Genomic DNA, 16,917 nt, shown 5'->3' on the forward strand with positions numbered 1-16,917 from the left:
GGCTACGCGCTTCGCCTTGAAGCTTCCACCGATCAGGCCGCCTTCTTGGCGCCCATCTCTTCGGCCTTCTTGATGGCCTCTTCGATGCCGCCGACCATGTAGAACGCCTGCTCCGGCAGGTGATCCACTTCGCCTTCCACGATCATCTTGAAGCCGCGGATGGTGTCCTTCAGCGTGACGTACTTGCCCGGCGAACCGGTGAACACTTCGGCCACGTGGAACGGCTGCGAGAAGAAGCGCTCGATCTTGCGGGCGCGGGCCACGGTCAGCTTGTCTTCTTCCGACAGCTCGTCCATGCCCAGGATCGCGATGATGTCCTTGAGCTCCTTGTACTGCTGCAGCATGCCCTGCACGCGGCGCGCCACTTCGTAGTGTTCCACGCCCACCACGCCCGGATCGAGCTGGCGGCTGGTGGAGTCGAGCGGATCGATGGCCGGGTAGATGCCGAGCGCGGCGATGTTACGCGACAGCACCACGGTCGCGTCCAAGTGCGCGAAGGTGGTGGCCGGCGACGGGTCGGTCAGGTCGTCCGCGGGCACGTACACGGCCTGGATCGAGGTGATCGAGCCGGTCTTGGTGGAGGTGATGCGCTCCTGCAGGACGCCCATTTCCTCGGCCAGCGTCGGCTGGTAACCCACGGCCGACGGCATACGGCCGAGCAGTGCGGACACTTCGGTACCGGCCAGCGTGTAGCGGTAGATGTTGTCCACGAACAGCAGCACGTCCTTACCCTTGCCGTGCTCGTCCTTCTCGTCGCGGAAGTACTCGGCCATGGTCAGGCCGGTCAGCGCCACGCGCAGACGGTTGCCCGGCGGCTCGTTCATCTGGCCGTACACCATGGCCACCTTGTCGAGCACGTTGGAGTCCTTCATCTCGTGGTAGAAGTCGTTGCCCTCGCGGGTACGCTCGCCCACGCCGGCGAACACGGACAGACCCGCGTGCGCCTTGGCGATGTTGTTGATGAGCTCCATCATGTTCACGGTCTTGCCCACGCCGGCGCCGCCGAACAGGCCGACCTTGCCGCCCTTGGCAAACGGGCAGATCAGGTCGATCACCTTGATGCCGGTTTCCAGCAGGTCGCTGGCGGCCGCCTGGTCGGCGTAGCTCGGGGCTTCGCGGTGGATTTCCCACTGCGCTTCCTCGCCGATCGGGCCGGCTTCGTCGATGGGGTTGCCGAGCACGTCCATGATGCGGCCGAGGGTGGCCTTGCCGACCGGCACCTTGATCGCTTCGCCGGTGTTGCGGGCAAGCAGGCCACGCTTCAGGCCGTCGGTGGAACCGAGGGCAATGGTGCGGACCACGCCGTCACCCAGCACCTGCTGGACTTCCAGCGTGATGTTGGTGCCGTCGATCTTCAGCGCGTCGTAAACCTGCGGCACCTGATCGCGTGCGAACTCCACGTCGATGACCGCGCCGATGATCTGTACAACTTTGCCCTGGCTCATGGATATGCTCCGGATGGATCTTTAGTGTTTGGACTACTCGCGCCCTGTAACGGTCGCGTGGCTTTAGTGAATTGTTCGGCCATCAATGGCCGCTTTTTGACTCATGCGATCAGCGGCGATCGCACTTATACCGCCGCGGCACCGCCGACGATTTCCGAAATTTCCTGGGTGATCGCCGCCTGACGCGCCTTGTTGTAGATCAGCGTGAGTTCGCCGATCACCTTGGTCGCGTTGTCCGACGCACTCTTCATCGCCACCATGCGCGCGGCATGTTCACTGGCGAGGTTTTCCAGCACGCCCTGGTAAACCACCGACTCGATGTAGCGCGACAGCACATGCTCGAGCACGCTCGCCGCATCCGGTTCGTAGATGTAATCCCAATCGTGCTTCTGTTCCAGCGTCACACCGGCCACCGGCGTCTTGCCCGAACCCGCTGCCTCGGCCAGCTCCTTCGCCACCAGCGGCAACGGCAGCAGCGCGTGCACTGCCGGCGTCTGCGTCATGGTGTTGACGAAGTCGTTGTGGGCCAGGAACACGCGATCGAGGCGGCCGCCCATGTAGGAGTCCAGCGCAACCTTGAGCACGCCGATCAGGTCTTCCAGCTTCGGACGCTCGCCCAGCTGGCTGACCGTACCGACCAGGTTGATGCCCTTGATGCGACGGAAGAACTGGGTGGCCTTCTGGCCGATGGCCACCACGTCGACTTCCACGCCCTGTTCGTGCCATTCCCGGATGGCCGGCAGCAGGCGGCGGAACAGGTTGGCATTGAGGCCACCGCACAGGCCGCGATCCGTGGAGATGATCACGTAGCCAACGCGCTTGACCGATTCGCGCTCCTGCAGGAACGGATGGTTGACGTCGGTATTGGCCTGGGCGATGTGTGCGATCACCTTGCGCATGGAGCGCGCATAGGGACGCGACGCCTTCATCAGATCCTGCGCCTTGCGGATCTTCGAGGCCGAGACCATTTCGAGCGCGCGCGTCACCTTGCGCATGTTCTGCGTGCTCTTGATCTTGGTTTTGATTTCGCGTCCGCTTGCCACGTTTGCCTCAACCTGATGGGTTATTGCGATCCCGGCTTCCAGGGCCGGAGTGCTGTACGGCCGTATGGACGGCCGTACACCCTGTTACTGCTTACCAGCTACCGGTCTTCTTGTACTCGTCGAGCGAGGTCTTGAAGACGGCTTCGATGTCGTTGTTCCAGTCACCGGTGGCGACGATCTTCTTCATCAGATCGCCATGGTTCTGGTGCATGAACGCATGCAGGCCCTTCTCGAACGACAGCACCTTGTTGGTCGGCAGGTCGTCGAGGTAGCCCTTTTCAGCGGCGTACACCGACAGCGCGAGCTCGGCGATCGACAGCGGGGCGTACTGGGACTGCTTCATCAGCTCGGTCACGCGCACGCCGCGGTCCAGCTGGGCGCGGGTAGCCGGGTCCAGATCCGAGGCGAACTGCGCGAACGCAGCCAGCTCACGGTACTGCGCCAGGGCCAGCTTCACGCCGCCCGACAGCTTCTTGACGATCTTGGTCTGGGCGGCACCGCCCACGCGCGACACCGAGATACCGGCGTTCACGGCCGGGCGGATGCCGGCGTTGAACAGGTCGGTTTCCAGGAAGATCTGACCGTCGGTGATCGAGATCACGTTGGTCGGCACGAACGCGGACACGTCACCCGCCTGGGTTTCGATGATCGGCAGCGCAGTCAGCGAACCGGTCTTGCCCTTCACTTCGCCGTTGGTGAACTTCTCGACGTAGTCGGCCGAAACGCGTGCAGCGCGCTCGAGCAGACGCGAGTGGAGATAGAACACGTCGCCCGGGTAGGCTTCGCGGCCCGGCGGGCGCTTCAGCAGCAGCGAGATCTGGCGGTAGGCCACGGCGTGCTTGGACAGATCGTCGTAGATGATCAGTGCGTCTTCGCCACGGTCGAGGAAGTACTCGCCCATGGTGCAGCCGGAGTACGGCGCGATGTACTGCAGCGCGGCCGACTCGGAAGCCGAAGCCACCACGATGATGGTGTTGGCCAGCGCGCCGTGCTCTTCAAGCTTGCGCACCACGTTGGCGATCGACGAGCGCTTCTGGCCGATGGCGACGTAGATGCACTTAATGCCGGAGTCTTTCTGGTTGATGATCGCGTCGATGGCCAGCGCGGTCTTGCCGGTCTGGCGGTCGCCGATGATCAGCTCGCGCTGGCCACGGCCGATCGGGATCATCGAGTCGACGGACTTGTAGCCGGTCTGCACCGGCTGGTCGACCGACTGGCGCCAGATCACGCCCGGCGCGACCTTTTCGATCGGCGAGGTGAGCGCAGCGTTGATCGGGCCCTTGTCGTCGATCGGGTTGCCGAGCGAGTCGACCACGCGACCCAGCAGCTGCGGGCCGACCGGCACTTCAAGGATGCGGCCGGTGGTCTTGGCGGTGTCGCCTTCGCGCAGGTGCTGGTATTCGCCCAGCACCACGGCGCCGACCGAGTCACGCTCGAGGTTCAGCGCCAGCGCATAGGAGTTGCCCGGCAGTTCGATCATTTCGCCCTGCATCACGTCGGCCAGGCCGTGGATGCGCACGATGCCGTCGGACACGCTGATGATCGTGCCTTCGTTGCGTGCTTCCGCACCGAGCTTGAACTGCTCGATGCGAGTCTTGATCAGTTCGCTGATCTCGGACGGGTTCAAGGTGGAGCTGGACATGGGTCGATATCCTGAGATTTGAGTCTTTTTTTGAAGAGTCCAGCCATGGATGGCTGGTTTTTTGCTCTTCGCGAAACGGACTTCGCTTAAATGCTTACACCGTCAGCGCGCGGGTCATGCGCGCCAGACGTCCACGGGCGGAGCCGTCGATCACTTCGTTACCGGTGTCGATCACCACACCGCCAAGCAGCGACGCATCGACCTGGGTTTCCAGTTCGATCTCGCGCTTGAAGCGGCGCTTCAGCGACGCCTTGAGCTGTTCGGCCTGCGCGGCATCCAGCGCGAATGCGCTGGTCACCTTCACCAGCAGCTGCGACTCGGACTCGCGCTTGTACTGTTCGTACAGTGCGGCGATCTCCGGCAGCAGTGCCAGGCGACGATGCTCGGCCAGTTCGCCAAGGAACTTCGCGAACGGCGCATCAGCGGCCATGCCCTGCGGCATGTGCAGTGCCACCAGCTGCTCCGGCTGCACGCGCGGATCGTTGCCAAAGCCAACCACGCGCGGGTCTTTCGCCACCTCGGCGGCGAAGGCCAGCGCCTGCGACCATGCGGCAAGCGAGCCGGCCTCATGGGCCAGCTCGAAAGCTGCACGTGCGTAGGGGCGGGCGAGAGTGATTGCCTGCGCCATGACTTAGATCTCGGCCACGAGCTGATCGAGCATCGCCTTGTGGGCGTTGGCGTCGACTTCGCGCTGCACGATCTTCTCCGCACCCTGGACGGCCAGACGGCCCACCCAGCTGCGCAGCTCTTCGCGCGCACGCTGCTGCATGCTGACGATTTCTTCGCCGGCGGCAGCCTTCAGGCGGTTCGCCTCGGTCGTGGCTTCGGCGCGAGCCTTGTCCACGATCTGGTTGGCCTGCTGCTGCGCACGCTCGATGATCTCGTTGGCCTGCTGACGGGCCTGCTTGATCTCGTTGGCAACCTTGGCGTCGGCATCCTTCAGCTCGGCGCGTGCCTTTTCTGCAGCGGCCAGACCATCGGCAACCTTCTTCTGACGCTCTTCAATCGCGTGATTGAGCTGCGGCCAGATGAACTTGGTGGTGAACCAGACCAGGATGGCGAAAGAGACCATCTGGCCCAGGAAAGTCAGATTGATATCCATGAGCTTTCCAATTAACTCCGGTAACGCGTTAAACCGCCAATCGCCGCAACGGAAATCCGCTGCGGCGACTCATGTCGCGCCGATTAGCCGCCGACAGCAGCCTTCAGGGCCGAGATCAGCGGGTTCGAGAACGCGAACAGCAGGGCGACGGCCAGGCCGATGATGAACGCGGCGTCGATCAGGCCGGCGAGCAGGAACATGCGGCCCTGCAGCAGCGGCACCAGCTCCGGCTGACGGGCAGCGGACTCAAGGAACTTGGAACCCATGATGGCGATGCCCAAGCAAGCGCCCAGAGCGCCGAGGCCAATGATGATGCCGATGGCGATGGCGGTGAGGCCCTGGACGTGAGCAACGAGTTCGACGAGGTTCATGGATATCTCCTGATGAATCTTTCTAAAGAGTGATTAAGGCGAAACGGGTTAAAGCGAAACCGGATGGAACAGGAACTCAGTGATGCTCACGCGCCGTGGCGATGTACACGATGGTCAGCATCATGAAGATGAACGCCTGCAGCAGGATGATCAGGATGTGGAAGATCGCCCATGCGGTGTTGAAGATCACACCCGGCAGGAAGCTGATCCAGCCTGCGAACAGGCCGGCGATAAGCATGAACACCAGCTCGCCACCGTACATGTTGCCGAACAGTCGCATGGCGAGCGACACCGGCTTAGACAGGTATTCCACGACGTTGAGCAGGAAATTGAACGGCACCAGGATGGCGACAACCACCGGGTTGTGCGCATGGAACGGCGCGGTCATGAGTTCCTTGCCGAAGCCCAGGCCACCCTTGGCCTTGATGCCGTGGCCCAGCACGATGAAGAACACGGCCAGGGCCAGGCCCACGGTGGTGTTGATATCGGCAGTGGGCACCCAGCGGAAGAAGGTCTCGTGGGCCACGTGCGCGCCGGCGACGGTCTTCACCGTCCAGCTCGGGGCGTCCAGCGGCAGCAGGTCCATCGTGTTGAGGAAGGTCACCCACATGAAGATGGACAGTGCCAGCGGGGTCACCGTGCGGCGATCACCGTGGAAGGTGTCCTTCACCTGGGTGTCGACGAACTCGACGATGATCTCGACGAAGGCCTGGCCCTTGGACGGCACGCCCGAGGTGGCCTTGCGGGCCGCCAGCCAGAACCACAGGCAGAAAATGGCGCCCAGCAGGAAGGCCACGAGGATCGAGTCCACGTGGATCTTCATGAAAGCGCTGTCACCCAAGCTCACCGTGTTGTGGTGAAGGTGATGCTGGATGTATTCGGTTAGTCCGCCCTGCGGCTCGCTTGCCATGTGTTAGCCCTTGAATCTGAACGCCAGCAGATTTATTGCGTAAGCAGCCACCAGCCCCGTGATGGCAGCTAGTGGCGGTAATTTCCATTGACCCAGGATCGCGACGAGCCCTCCGCCGATCACGATCCATTTAAGGACCAACCCTGACATCACGCGCCACATCGCCATGCCGCCGCTGCCCAACCCTCCGAAGGTGCGCCACGCCAGCAGCGCGGTACCCAGCGCCACGAGAGTGGCTCCTGCAGCAGCCGCCAAAGCTTGGCGCGGCCCCTGCATAAGGAAGGTGACAGCCAGAGCCGCTGCCACGGCAAGCTGCAGCAAGAAAATGCGCAGCGCCAGACGACGACCGGAGGCAAGACTGTTGATCACGCGATGTTCCCGTGCGGCTTCGCTCTAGGCGGCACCGAACCAGCTACGGGCCACGGTCCAATCTCAAAAAGTATATCAGCGAGGCATTTACAGCGACAAGCCGCACTCACCGCGACATGTTGTCCAGCGCCCTATTTTGTTCACAATTTGATTGGATCGTGAGAAATCGCGGATAGAAAAAGGGCCGGACATCCGTCCGGCCCTTTGACGCAACTGGGGGGAAGAAGCGCTGCGTCTACAAAGCGGTGTTACTTGGCGGCCGCAGCGGCCTTCTTGACGGCGGCCACCGGGGCGGCCACGGCGTCGTTGGCTGCCTGTTGCTGTTCCTGCACGAGCGCACCAAGCGACTCGGCGGTTTTCTGCGTCACGGCGATGATTTCCTGGGTCACGGCGACGGCGCGCTCGGCGTTCTCGCGGCCAGCGGCTGCAGCCTTTTCCCAGAGCACGCGCAGGCCATCGGCGTCGCGGGTTTCGAGGGCGCCACTGATGAACTCGGCAGCGGCTTCAGACTGCTTTTCCAGCGCGCGGATCTGCAGTTCAGCGACCTGCTCCAGACCCTTCAGCGCGACGGACTGGGCCTTGAAGGCGGCGTCGGCCAGCTGCTTGGCGTAGGCGAAAACCTGGGCGTTCAGTTGCTGCGTCATGACGTGTTCCCTCGACGGGATTGGGGGTAGTGGCACATACCCTAGCAAGCCATTTTGTGCAATGCAATATATTTTTCCTGAACGACGTGCCTTGTCACGAAAAATTCAAGATGACCAATGGATTACAGTCAAACGCCTGTTTATTGCAACGCGTCAAAAGCTGTCACGACTGCAACTGGCGCCCGAGGTGCAGGTTTCATGCACCACCACCTTGTCCAGACCCGGCAGGGCGGGCTGCAGGCGCTTGAAGATCCAGCGGCACAGCATCTCGCTGGTCGGGTTCTCCAGCCCCTCGATGTCGTTGAGGTAGTGGTGATCGAGCTGCTCGAACAGCGGAGCAAACGCGGCCTTCACGTCGGCGAAGTCCATGACCCAGCCCAGCTTGGGGTCCGGCTCGCCCTCGACGTGGATCTGGATGCGGAAGGAATGGCCGTGCAGCCGCGCGCATTTGTGGCCGGGCGGCACGTTCGGCAGGCGGTGGGCCGCCTCGATGTGGAATTCTTTGAAGATATGCATACGACCATTCTAGCGCGTCGCCTGCATCACCCCCGGTGAAGCCTGTTGTCCAACGCAGCGCCCGGACATGGCCGGACGCCGCGTGGACAAGGCCGGCCTGCCGGCTTACTCCGCGTGATCGAACTCCGGCATGGGCTCGGACAGCTGCCCCTTGCGCCACTGCTCCGCACCCGGACGCTGGTACGCGATCTTGCCGCCGATGATGGTGTAGAGCACCCGCGTGCGCAGGATGTCTTCGGCCGGCAAGGTCAGCAGGTCGCCGGAGAACACGTCGAGATCGGCCAGTTTGCCCGGCGAGAGCGAGCCGAGTTCGTGCTCTTCCAGGATGGCGTAGGCGTTGTTCCAGGTGTACGACTGCAGTTCCTGCAATCGCGTCTTGGCCTGTGCCGGGTAGAAGGTTTTCTTGCCGTGCGCATAGGCGCGCGTCACGCCGCAGTAGAAATTGGCGATGGGGTTGGTGTCTTCGACCGGCGTGTCGGTACCGTCCAGCACGATGGCGCCGCTGTCGATCAGCGTCTTCCACAGGTAGGCGCCTTCCTTCGCCCGCTTCTCGCCGAGATGCCCCACCACCATCGGCGCATCCGAACAGGCGTGAATGGACTGCATGGAGGCGATCACCCCGAGGTCGGCAAAGCGCGGAATGTCGGCCGGGTCCAGATGCTGCGCATGCTCGATGCGCCAACGCAGCGCGCGGGCGCCGGGCGCCTGCGTGAAAACGTCCTGATACAGATCCAGCAGCTCGCGGTTGGCCCGATCGCCGATGGCATGGATGGCCATCTGGAAACCGTCACGTGCCGCGATGCGGGCCATCTGCGCCAGATCGTCCATCGAGGTGACGTTCTTGCCGCTGATGCCGGGGGCGTCGTTGTAGGGCGCAAGGAACCAGGCGCTGTGCGTGCCCAGCGCACCGTCCGATACATCCTCGCCCAGGCCACGCACGGTGAAATGATTGTCGGCAAAGCCGACGATGCGGTAGTCCGCCAGTTGCTTGTCGAGCTTCTCCACGGAAGGTTCGTCGATGTAGACGAACAGGCGCAGCGGCTGTCCTTTGGCGAACTGCTGCTTCATCCAGACGACGGTTTCGAAATGCTCGCCCTGGTCCACGAAGCTGGTGATGCCCTTGCTGACTTCGTTCTGCACCGCCAACTGCAGGGCGTGTTCGCGACGGGCCTCCTGATCCTTGGCCGGCAGCGCTGCCATGGCCCGGCTGTAAGCCGCGAACACCGGATCGGAAGCGCTGTCACGCAGCATGCCCATGGCATGACCCTGCGCATCGCGCACGATGGTGCCACCCGGCGGATCAGCGGTGGTGTCGGCGATGCCGGCGAGCTTCAGCGCCTGGGCATTGGCGTAGATGCCATGGCCGCTGGCGTGATTGAGCAACACGGGATTGTTCGGCGAGATGGCATCCAGGCTGGCCGGCAGCGGAAGGCCATCCACGTTCGGCTGCGGCACCTTGTTCCACTTCGCCTGCTGCCAGCCCTGGCCGATGATCCATTCACCGGGCTTGGCCTTGGCCACGGCCGCCTTCACGATGGCCACGATCTCGTCCCAGTTGGCCGCCTTGCCCACATCCACCTGCAGCAGGGACTCGCCGGTATCCATCAGATGGCCGTGGCCTTCAATGAGGCCCGGCGTGACGAAGGCGCCGTGCAGATCGAGCACCTTGGTCTGCGTGCCGACGTAGTGCCGGATCGCCTCGTCACTGCCGAGCGCCTGGATGCGTCCCGCACGGATGGCCAGTGCCTGTGCCCGCGGCTGCAATGGGTCGAGTGTGGCGATGGTGGCATCGAGCAACACCATGTCGGCGGGCTCGAGCCGGGGCGGGAAGCCCTTCACCGGCGCGCCTTCCGCCGCGGCGCCAGCGGCAAAAACCATGGCCATGCAAGGAATCAAGCATCGGAACGACTTCATCGAACCCTCCCTTCGACGTGCGCTGATGGGGCAGGCGTGTCCCGCCCGCCATGCTGATCAAAGCCCGTGGAACCGACCGGGCGAAAAACACGGATGGCATAAGCCACCCACGGAGCTACCGCACCATGGCATAGCAGCGCCCTGTGGTCATCCAGCCAGGGGCGCTTTCCTCAATGCTGCGCGAGCATGAGCTGGGCCAGCTGCCGCACGATCTCCAGGAATCGCTTCTGCACCTGGTTCAGCGGGCTGTCCGGGCGGTGCATGGCATACAGGACCACTTCGAGCTGCGGCTTCAATGGCCGCATCTGCACGCTCTTCGGGCCGCCGCAGCGTGCGGTGAACGGATCGACCAGCGCCAGGCCTTCGCCCTTCGCCACCAGCGAGTGCGCCAGCTGGTAGGTCTGCACCGCCACCTTGATCTTCGGTGCCGGCTCGACCTTGTCCAGGTGGCTCTGCAGCATGCTGCCCAGCGCGTCGCGCACGTTGATGCCGATGATGGGCTGATTGGCCAGCGCGGCGATTGGCAAGGGTTGCGACAACTCTTCTTCCGGCCACCATCCGGGCGGAGCGATCACCATGACCTGTCCGCGGCACAGCGCCCGCTGATGCAGGTTGTGGTGACCCGTGTCCTGCAGGGTGAGCCCGATATCGGTTTCCAGCAACGTGAGCGACTCGCACATCTCGGCCGAGTGTTGCGTGGACAACTCGGCCAGCACGTCGGGGAACGCCTTGCGCAACTGCATGACGGCCGAAGCGAGCAAGGTCAGCGCCAGCGTCGGCGTGCAGGTGACCCGCAGGGGGCAATGGCCCGGCTGGCTCATGTTCTTGGTGAGGTTCTCGAGGTCGTGCACGTCCTGCACGATCTTCTCGATGCGGTCACGCAGCAGCATGGCCTGCTGGGTGGGTTGCAGCCTGCCGCGCACCCGGCTGAACAGGGCAAAGCCCAGCCGGTCTTCGGCATTCTGCAGTGCCTTGCTGGCGGCCGGCTGCGAGATATCCAGCAGCTTGGCCGCGCCGGTGATGCTGCCGGTGGTCAGCACGGCATGAAAGAGTTCGATGTAGCGCAAACGCATACCGGTTCCGCACCTCTTCGTGTCCCGCGACGCCATCGCCAGAATCCGGCGCGCGATGCGAGGCAGCGCTTGTGGGCAATGCCCGTGGCTGTTGCCTCGCGTCAACCGTCTCGCGCACTCATCGTTCAGGATCTTTCGACGTCCCCGCGGCCATCCTCTCAAGCTTGGCGCGCGAGGCATAGGTGCCATTACTCATGGGTGTATCACGACGTCCACAACCCAGAGTTATGACTTGTAGCGGTCTTTTCATTGGTGAGCGGCGTGCGGCCGTGGTTATGCTCGTTCAGCCGTCCGTCTCATGTTGACCAGGCAAAGTGGGAGTCCGGAATTCATGTCTGACCACGATGAAGCCACCGGCACGCGCGGCTGGGGTCCGCCCTACCTGCTGTACCTGGGTGCCGAAGCCGACGATCTGGCCATCAAGACGGCCAGGGGGCTCGCGTTCTGGCGGCCGGAGTGGTGCGTTGGCCAGCTCCGGCGCAGCGACAACCCGCTGACACTCGGCCTGCCCGACATGGCGCCGGCCCAGGCCAGGGCGGCCGGCGCGAACACCATGGTCATCGGCATCGCCAACGTCGGCGGCATGATGAGCGAGGAAACCGTTGCCGACATCATCGTGGCGCTGGATGCGGGCCTGAACGTCATTGCCGGCCTCCATCAGAAGCTGCGCGACAACCCGGACATCGTGGCCGCCGCGCGACGCAATGGCCGCACCTTGTTCGATGCGCGCGAAGCCAATCGCCCCATTCCCATCGGCAACGGCCGCAAGCGCCCCGGCCGCCGGCTGCTCACCGTGGGCACCGATTGCTCCATCGGCAAGATGTACACCGCGCTGGCGCTGGAGCGCAGTATGCGCCAGCGTGGCCTGCCCGCGGATTTTCGCGCCACCGGCCAGACCGGCATCTTCGTCGCGGGCGATGGCATTCCGGTAGACGCCGTGATTGCCGACTTCGTGGCCGGCGCGGCCGAGCTGATCTCACCGGCCCGCAACGATGAAGGCTGGGACCTGATCGAGGGCCAGGGATCGCTGTTCCATCCGTTGTACGCGGGCGTCTCGCTGGGCCTGTTGCATGGCTCCCAACCCGATGCACTGGTGCTGTGCCATGAACCCACTCGGCGCCATATGCGCGGCCTGCCCGAGTGCCCACTGCCGGATCTCGCGCGCTGCCTCGAAGCCAATCTGGCCGCAGCACGCTTGACCAATCCATCCGTGAAGGCGGTGGGCATCGCGCTCAACACATCGGGCATCTCGCCGGGCGAAGCGCTCACTGCCTGCCAGGCCATCAGCGATCGACTTGGCCTGCCTTGCCAGGATCCGGTGACGATGGGCGTCGAGACCATCGTGGATCATCTGCTGGCGAGCTGCGCGGGCTGACCGGGTGCAACGGCGCCCGCGATGACCATGGAACCGCCGGCGTCGCGTGCCGCCACCTTGCCTATCATGGGCGCCGAAACCGAACACCGGGGAGCACACATGGGCCATGTCGCCCGATTCGTCCTTTGCGCATTCGCCCTGGCGCTGCCCGTGGCGCATGCCTCCGCACCGGAACCCGCCGCGCGCGCCGACATCGATCCGCTGATCGACGCCGTGGTGGCGCGCTATCACCTGCCCGGCATCGCCGTAGGCGTCATCGACGATGGCAAGGTGGTCTATACGCGCACCGAGGGCAAGCTCGCCTCCGGCCAGCCGATGGATGCGGACACCTTGTTCGGCATCGCGTCCAACTCCAAGGCCATGACCTCCACCCTGCTCGCTCGACTGGTGCAGCAAGGCAAACTGCGCTGGGACGATCCTGTCCGGAAATATATGCCGTCGTTTCGCATGGCCGACGCGTGGGTCACGGCCAACATGCAGGTGGGCGACCTGCTGGTCCATCACAGCGGCCTGCCCGAAGGCGCCGGCGACCTGATGCTCTGGCCCACGCCCAACCAGTTCACCCCGGCCGACGTGGTCGCCGGCCTGCAGTACCTGAAGCCGTCCTACAGCTTCCGTGCCGGCTACGCCTACGACAACACGCTGTACATCGTAGCCGGTGAGGTCGCAGCGGCAGCGGGTGGCACGACCTATCCCGCACTGCTGCGTCGCGAAGTGTTCCAGCCGCTGGGCATGAGCCGCTGCCAGATCGGCACGTGGAACCGCGATGACGTCGGCAACGTGGCCGATCCCCATGTCCTGCATGATGGCCGATTCGTGGCCGAGCCGGCTGACGGCTCCATCGTGCATCCCGCCACCATGGACTCCGCCGGCGGCGTGCGCTGCAGCCTCAACGACATGCTGACCTGGGCCACGAACTGGCTGGTGCCCACGCCCGCGCAACTGGCCTGGCTGACGCCGGAACAACGCCGCAAGGAATGGACGCCGTACACGCCCATGCCGATCTCCGCGCGTCGTCGCGCCTGGGATGGCACGCTGTTTTATGGCTATGGCTACGGCTGGCGCATCGCCGACGTGGATGGCCAGATCACCGTGTCGCACACCGGCACGCTGTCGGGCATGTATTCCGCGATGGTGCTGCTGCCGTTCCGCAAGAGCGGCTTCGTGGTGCTGATCAACGCCGATGCCGAAGAGGCACGCAGCGTGCTGATCGAGGTGCTGGCCAAGCATTTCACGGCGCCGGGCAAGGCCCGCAGCGTGGCCAGCTATGCCGACGAGCTGGATCACGAGAACCAGCAGAAGCGTACTTCCCACGTACCGGATACCTCCTCGCGCAAGGCGGCCACGCCCGCCGAGCTCGCCGCGCAACTCGGCGTGTGGCGCGACCCGTGGTTTGGCGAGGCGCGCCTGTGCGCGCAGGGCGACACGGTGCGCTTTGCCTCGGTGAAATCGCCGCGGCTGAGCGGCCAGGTCATGCGCGTGGGCGACCGCTACCTGGTGCAATGGGACAATGACGAAGTCGAGGCCTGGCTGCGCCTGCCTGCGCAACCCGGCGGCGCCATGCACATGGCCAAGGTCGACCCGGATGCCGACTTCAGCTCAGACTATGAAGACCTCGCCTTCAACCGCGAGCATGCCTGCCACTGACGCACACGAACCGCCACGACCAAGCCACTGATGAAAACGATGCCTGATGCCGCCGACGTCGGCTACGACATACCCGCCCTGCCCGGCATGGCCGAGGCGGATATCCAGACACCCTGCCTGATGCTCGACCTCGATGCGCTTGAGCGCAACATCCGCAAGATGGGCGAGTACGCGAAAGCCCACGGCATGCGCCATCGCAGCCACGGCAAGATGCACAAGTCGGTGGACGTGCAGAAGCTGCAGGAAGAGCTCGGTGGCGCCGTCGGCGTCTGTTGCCAGAAGGTCTCCGAGGCGGAGGCGTTCGCGCGTGGCGGCATCCGGGACATCCTGGTGTCCAACCAGGTACGCGACCCGGCAAAGATCGACCGCCTGGCGCGCCTGCCACGGCATGGCGCGCGTGTCGCCGTCTGCGTGGATGACGTGAGCAACGTGGCCGAACTGTCGGCGGCAGCGCAAAAGAACGGCACGATGCTGGACTGCCTGGTCGAGATCGACTGCGGCGCCGGTCGCTGCGGCGTCGACACCACCGAAGGCGCCGTGCAGATCGCCCGCGCCATCGATGCGGCCACCGGCCTGAACTTTGCCGGCGTGCAGGCCTACCAGGGCAACATGCAGCACCTGGAGCACTACGACGACCGCAAGGCAAAACTCGATGTCGCCATCGCGTTCACCAAGGCGGTGGTCGAGGCCCTGCGCAAGGTCGGACTGGCGCCCGCCATCGTCACCGGCGGCGGCACGGGCTCCTACTATTTCGAATCCGGCTCAGGCGTTTACAACGAGTTGCAGTGCGGAAGCTACGCCTTCATGGACGCCGATTACGGACGCATCAGGGACGAGCACGGGCAGCGCATCGACCGCGGCGAGTGGGAGAACGCGCTGTTCATCCTGACCTCGGTGATGAGCCACGCGAAGCCGGACCAGGCCGTCTGCGATGCAGGGCTGAAGGTACAGTCGCTGGAGAGTGGCCTGCCGCAGATCTACGGTCGCGACGACGTGCGCTATGCCAGCGCATCGGACGAACATGGCGTCATCGAAGACAAGCACGGCGTGCTGCGCATCAACGAGAAGCTGAAGCTGGTACCCGGGCACTGCGACCCCACCTGCAACCTGCATGACTGGTATGTCGGCGTACGCCAAGGCAAGGTCGAAGTGGTGTGGCCCGTGTCGGCGCGAGGCAAGGCCTATTGAGGCCGGTCCGGCTCAGCTTTCCAGCACGCCGGCCTCGCGCAGTCGCCGACGCAGGGGATCGAGCTTGTCGCCGTAACGCGCGCTGCGTGCGGTATCGCGCAGCATGGGCTGGCGCACCTGCGCCGCGCTCGGTGCACTCAGTACCGCGCGCGAGGTCTTGTGGAAGTCGAGGCAGGCAGCATCGAAGGGCAGGTCGCAGAAATCCAGTAGGCGACGCGTCACGCCCTCGGGGTCGGCCTGCAAGGCCTCGTACTGCAGATCGAAGACACGCGTCGGGTACTTGTCCAGCCACCGTCGCGTCAGGCGCAGGAAGTCGGCGCAGTAATCGGCCAGTTCGTCGAGGTCGCTGCCAAAACCGTTCTTCTCGCTGAAGCACTGGCGATAACACGCCAGGCAGGTTTCCACCGGATCGCGTCGCACCACCACCACGCGCGCAGCCGGCAGCATGGCCAACGTGGAGCCGACGAGATACCAGTTCAGCAGGTTCTTGTCGGTAAAGCGCGGCTTCGCCTCACGCCAGCGCGCCGTGCGCGCGAGGTATTCCTTGCCGAGTCGATGCCAGTCTTCGGCGGTGGCATCGGCGGTCCACCGTGGAAACGAAGACCCACGTCGCCGGGTTTCCGCGTCGATCACCTGCGACAGGTCGCTGATCTCGTTGGCGCCTGCCACCTGCGGGTGCGAGGCGAGAATCTGCTCGACCAAGGTGGAACCCGAACGCGGAATGCTGGTGATCAGGATGACTTCGCGGCCGAGCTGGTCGTCCAGCGGTGGCGGAGCGTCGGTCCCGGCCGCAGCGAGGATGTCGTCGACGCGCTTGTGTTCGCCGGCGGCGTCCCACGGTGTACGCCGGCGCCTTGAGGTATTGGCCATCCGGAATGCGTCGAACGCCTTCGCGTAATCGCCCTGGTCTTCGAGGGCCTTGGCGAGCGTAAAGCCGAGCAGCTCGCGATGACGCGGCGGCAGGTCGTTGCGCGTCAGCGCCCGCTGCAGGTGCGCGGCGTCCCTGGCATCGAAGCGCACGGTGTTGAGGTTCGCCAGCCCGAACCAACCTTCGGCGTTGATCGGGTCCTGACGTACCACCTCACGGAAACCGGCGATGGCCGTTTCGATCTCGCCCAGGCTTGCCTGCGCCTTGGATAGCGACAGCCGGGCCGACAGGTGTGCGGGCTCCAGCTCCAGCGCGCGACGCAGCACGTTGATGGCCTCGTCGGTACGCGCTTCACGCACCAGGGCTTCGCCAAGGTTGTACCAGGCCGGCACCGATTGCGGTTGCAGCTCGCAGGCATGGCGCATATGCGCCAGGGCTTCGTCGACGGCGCCACGCTCGAACAGCGCGATGCCGAGACAGACGTGCAGGTCGGAGTCATCCGGCCATATCGAAAGTACGCGCCGGAAGCATTCGATCGCGCGCACCGCATCGCCGCGACGCTGCGCCACCATGCCGAGCATGCGAATGGCCGCCGGTTCATTGGGCGCCAGCGCAAGCACGCCGATCAGGCTGCGCTCGGCCGCATCGAACGCATGGCGCGACCACTCCTCGCGCGCCTTTGCCAACATGCGTTCGGCCGCCGGCGAAAGCGAAGGCTGGGACGTGCCCTGCAGGGGCCGAGGTTCCGTCATGTCATCACCGGCTGCGTTCGGGTCAACCGACTATACACAAGGCACGCAGCCAGTAAAA

General features: G+C 64.5%; 16 protein-coding genes. 3 read left to right on the top strand and 13 right to left on the bottom strand.

Annotated elements, in window-relative coordinates:
- Positions 1-32: 32 nt before the first annotated feature.
- The 12 genes from atpD to H8F01_RS09310 form a co-directional block, all read right to left on the bottom strand.
- Positions 33-1,445, bottom strand: a complete 1,413-nt coding sequence (atpD, locus tag H8F01_RS09255; protein ID WP_187058736.1) for a F0F1 ATP synthase subunit beta — start codon at positions 1,443-1,445, stop codon at positions 33-35.
- 125 nt (positions 1,446-1,570) lie between these two features.
- On the bottom strand, positions 1,571-2,488 hold the full coding sequence (gene atpG, locus H8F01_RS09260) for a F0F1 ATP synthase subunit gamma (RefSeq protein ID WP_187058737.1): 918 nt from the start codon (positions 2,486-2,488) through the stop codon (positions 1,571-1,573).
- Between the two features lie 91 nt (positions 2,489-2,579).
- Positions 2,580-4,130, bottom strand: a complete 1,551-nt coding sequence (gene atpA, locus H8F01_RS09265; RefSeq protein ID WP_187058738.1) for a F0F1 ATP synthase subunit alpha — start codon at positions 4,128-4,130, stop codon at positions 2,580-2,582.
- Positions 4,131-4,224: 94 nt separating this feature from the next.
- Positions 4,225-4,758, bottom strand: coding sequence for a F0F1 ATP synthase subunit delta (locus tag H8F01_RS09270; RefSeq protein ID WP_187058739.1), 534 nt, complete (start codon positions 4,756-4,758; stop codon positions 4,225-4,227).
- Between the two features lie 3 nt (positions 4,759-4,761).
- A complete protein-coding gene (locus H8F01_RS09275; RefSeq protein ID WP_187058740.1) occupies positions 4,762-5,232 on the bottom strand; it encodes a F0F1 ATP synthase subunit B in 471 nt (156 codons plus the stop codon).
- An 83-nt stretch (positions 5,233-5,315) separates the two neighbouring features.
- Positions 5,316-5,603, bottom strand: a complete 288-nt coding sequence (atpE, locus tag H8F01_RS09280; protein WP_187058741.1) for a F0F1 ATP synthase subunit C — start codon at positions 5,601-5,603, stop codon at positions 5,316-5,318.
- A 76-nt stretch (positions 5,604-5,679) separates the two neighbouring features.
- Positions 5,680-6,513: a F0F1 ATP synthase subunit A gene (gene atpB / locus H8F01_RS09285; protein WP_187058742.1), complete on the bottom strand. Its 834-nt coding sequence runs from the start codon at positions 6,511-6,513 to the stop codon at positions 5,680-5,682.
- A 3-nt stretch (positions 6,514-6,516) separates the two neighbouring features.
- Positions 6,517-6,882, bottom strand: a complete 366-nt coding sequence (locus tag H8F01_RS09290; protein WP_187058743.1) for a hypothetical protein — start codon at positions 6,880-6,882, stop codon at positions 6,517-6,519.
- Between the two features lie 248 nt (positions 6,883-7,130).
- A complete protein-coding gene (locus H8F01_RS09295; RefSeq protein ID WP_187058744.1) occupies positions 7,131-7,526 on the bottom strand; it encodes a phasin family protein in 396 nt (131 codons plus the stop codon).
- A gap of 153 nt (positions 7,527-7,679) precedes the next feature.
- A complete protein-coding gene (queD, locus tag H8F01_RS09300) occupies positions 7,680-8,042 on the bottom strand; it encodes a 6-carboxytetrahydropterin synthase QueD (protein WP_187058745.1) in 363 nt (120 codons plus the stop codon).
- Between the two features lie 105 nt (positions 8,043-8,147).
- Positions 8,148-9,926: an amidohydrolase gene (locus tag H8F01_RS09305; protein WP_238481205.1), complete on the bottom strand. Its 1,779-nt coding sequence runs from the start codon at positions 9,924-9,926 to the stop codon at positions 8,148-8,150.
- 200 nt (positions 9,927-10,126) lie between these two features.
- Positions 10,127-11,029, bottom strand: a complete 903-nt coding sequence (locus H8F01_RS09310) for a LysR family transcriptional regulator (protein WP_187058747.1) — start codon at positions 11,027-11,029, stop codon at positions 10,127-10,129.
- A gap of 331 nt (positions 11,030-11,360) precedes the next feature.
- On the opposite strand from H8F01_RS09310, the gene dgcN reads away from it, so the two are divergent.
- From dgcN to bhcC, 3 genes are all read left to right on the top strand, one after another.
- Entirely contained in the window at positions 11,361-12,404 is a 1,044-nt protein-coding gene (gene dgcN / locus H8F01_RS09315) for an N-acetyltransferase DgcN (protein ID WP_187058748.1), read from the top strand.
- Positions 12,405-12,503: 99 nt separating this feature from the next.
- Complete coding sequence (locus H8F01_RS09320; protein ID WP_187058749.1) at positions 12,504-14,051, top strand: serine hydrolase domain-containing protein; 1,548 nt, start codon at positions 12,504-12,506, stop codon at positions 14,049-14,051.
- Between the two features lie 30 nt (positions 14,052-14,081).
- On the top strand, positions 14,082-15,239 hold the full coding sequence (gene bhcC / locus H8F01_RS09325) for a 3-hydroxy-D-aspartate aldolase BhcC (protein ID WP_187058750.1): 1,158 nt from the start codon (positions 14,082-14,084) through the stop codon (positions 15,237-15,239).
- A gap of 12 nt (positions 15,240-15,251) precedes the next feature.
- Here the strand turns inward: bhcC and H8F01_RS09330 are convergent, their stop codons facing one another.
- A complete protein-coding gene (locus H8F01_RS09330) occupies positions 15,252-16,859 on the bottom strand; it encodes a tetratricopeptide repeat-containing sulfotransferase family protein (RefSeq protein ID WP_187058751.1) in 1,608 nt (535 codons plus the stop codon).
- Positions 16,860-16,917: the final 58 nt, after the last annotated feature.

It is taken from the genome of Dyella telluris (genome assembly GCF_014297575.1).
GTDB lineage: Bacteria > Pseudomonadota > Gammaproteobacteria > Xanthomonadales > Rhodanobacteraceae > Dyella > Dyella telluris.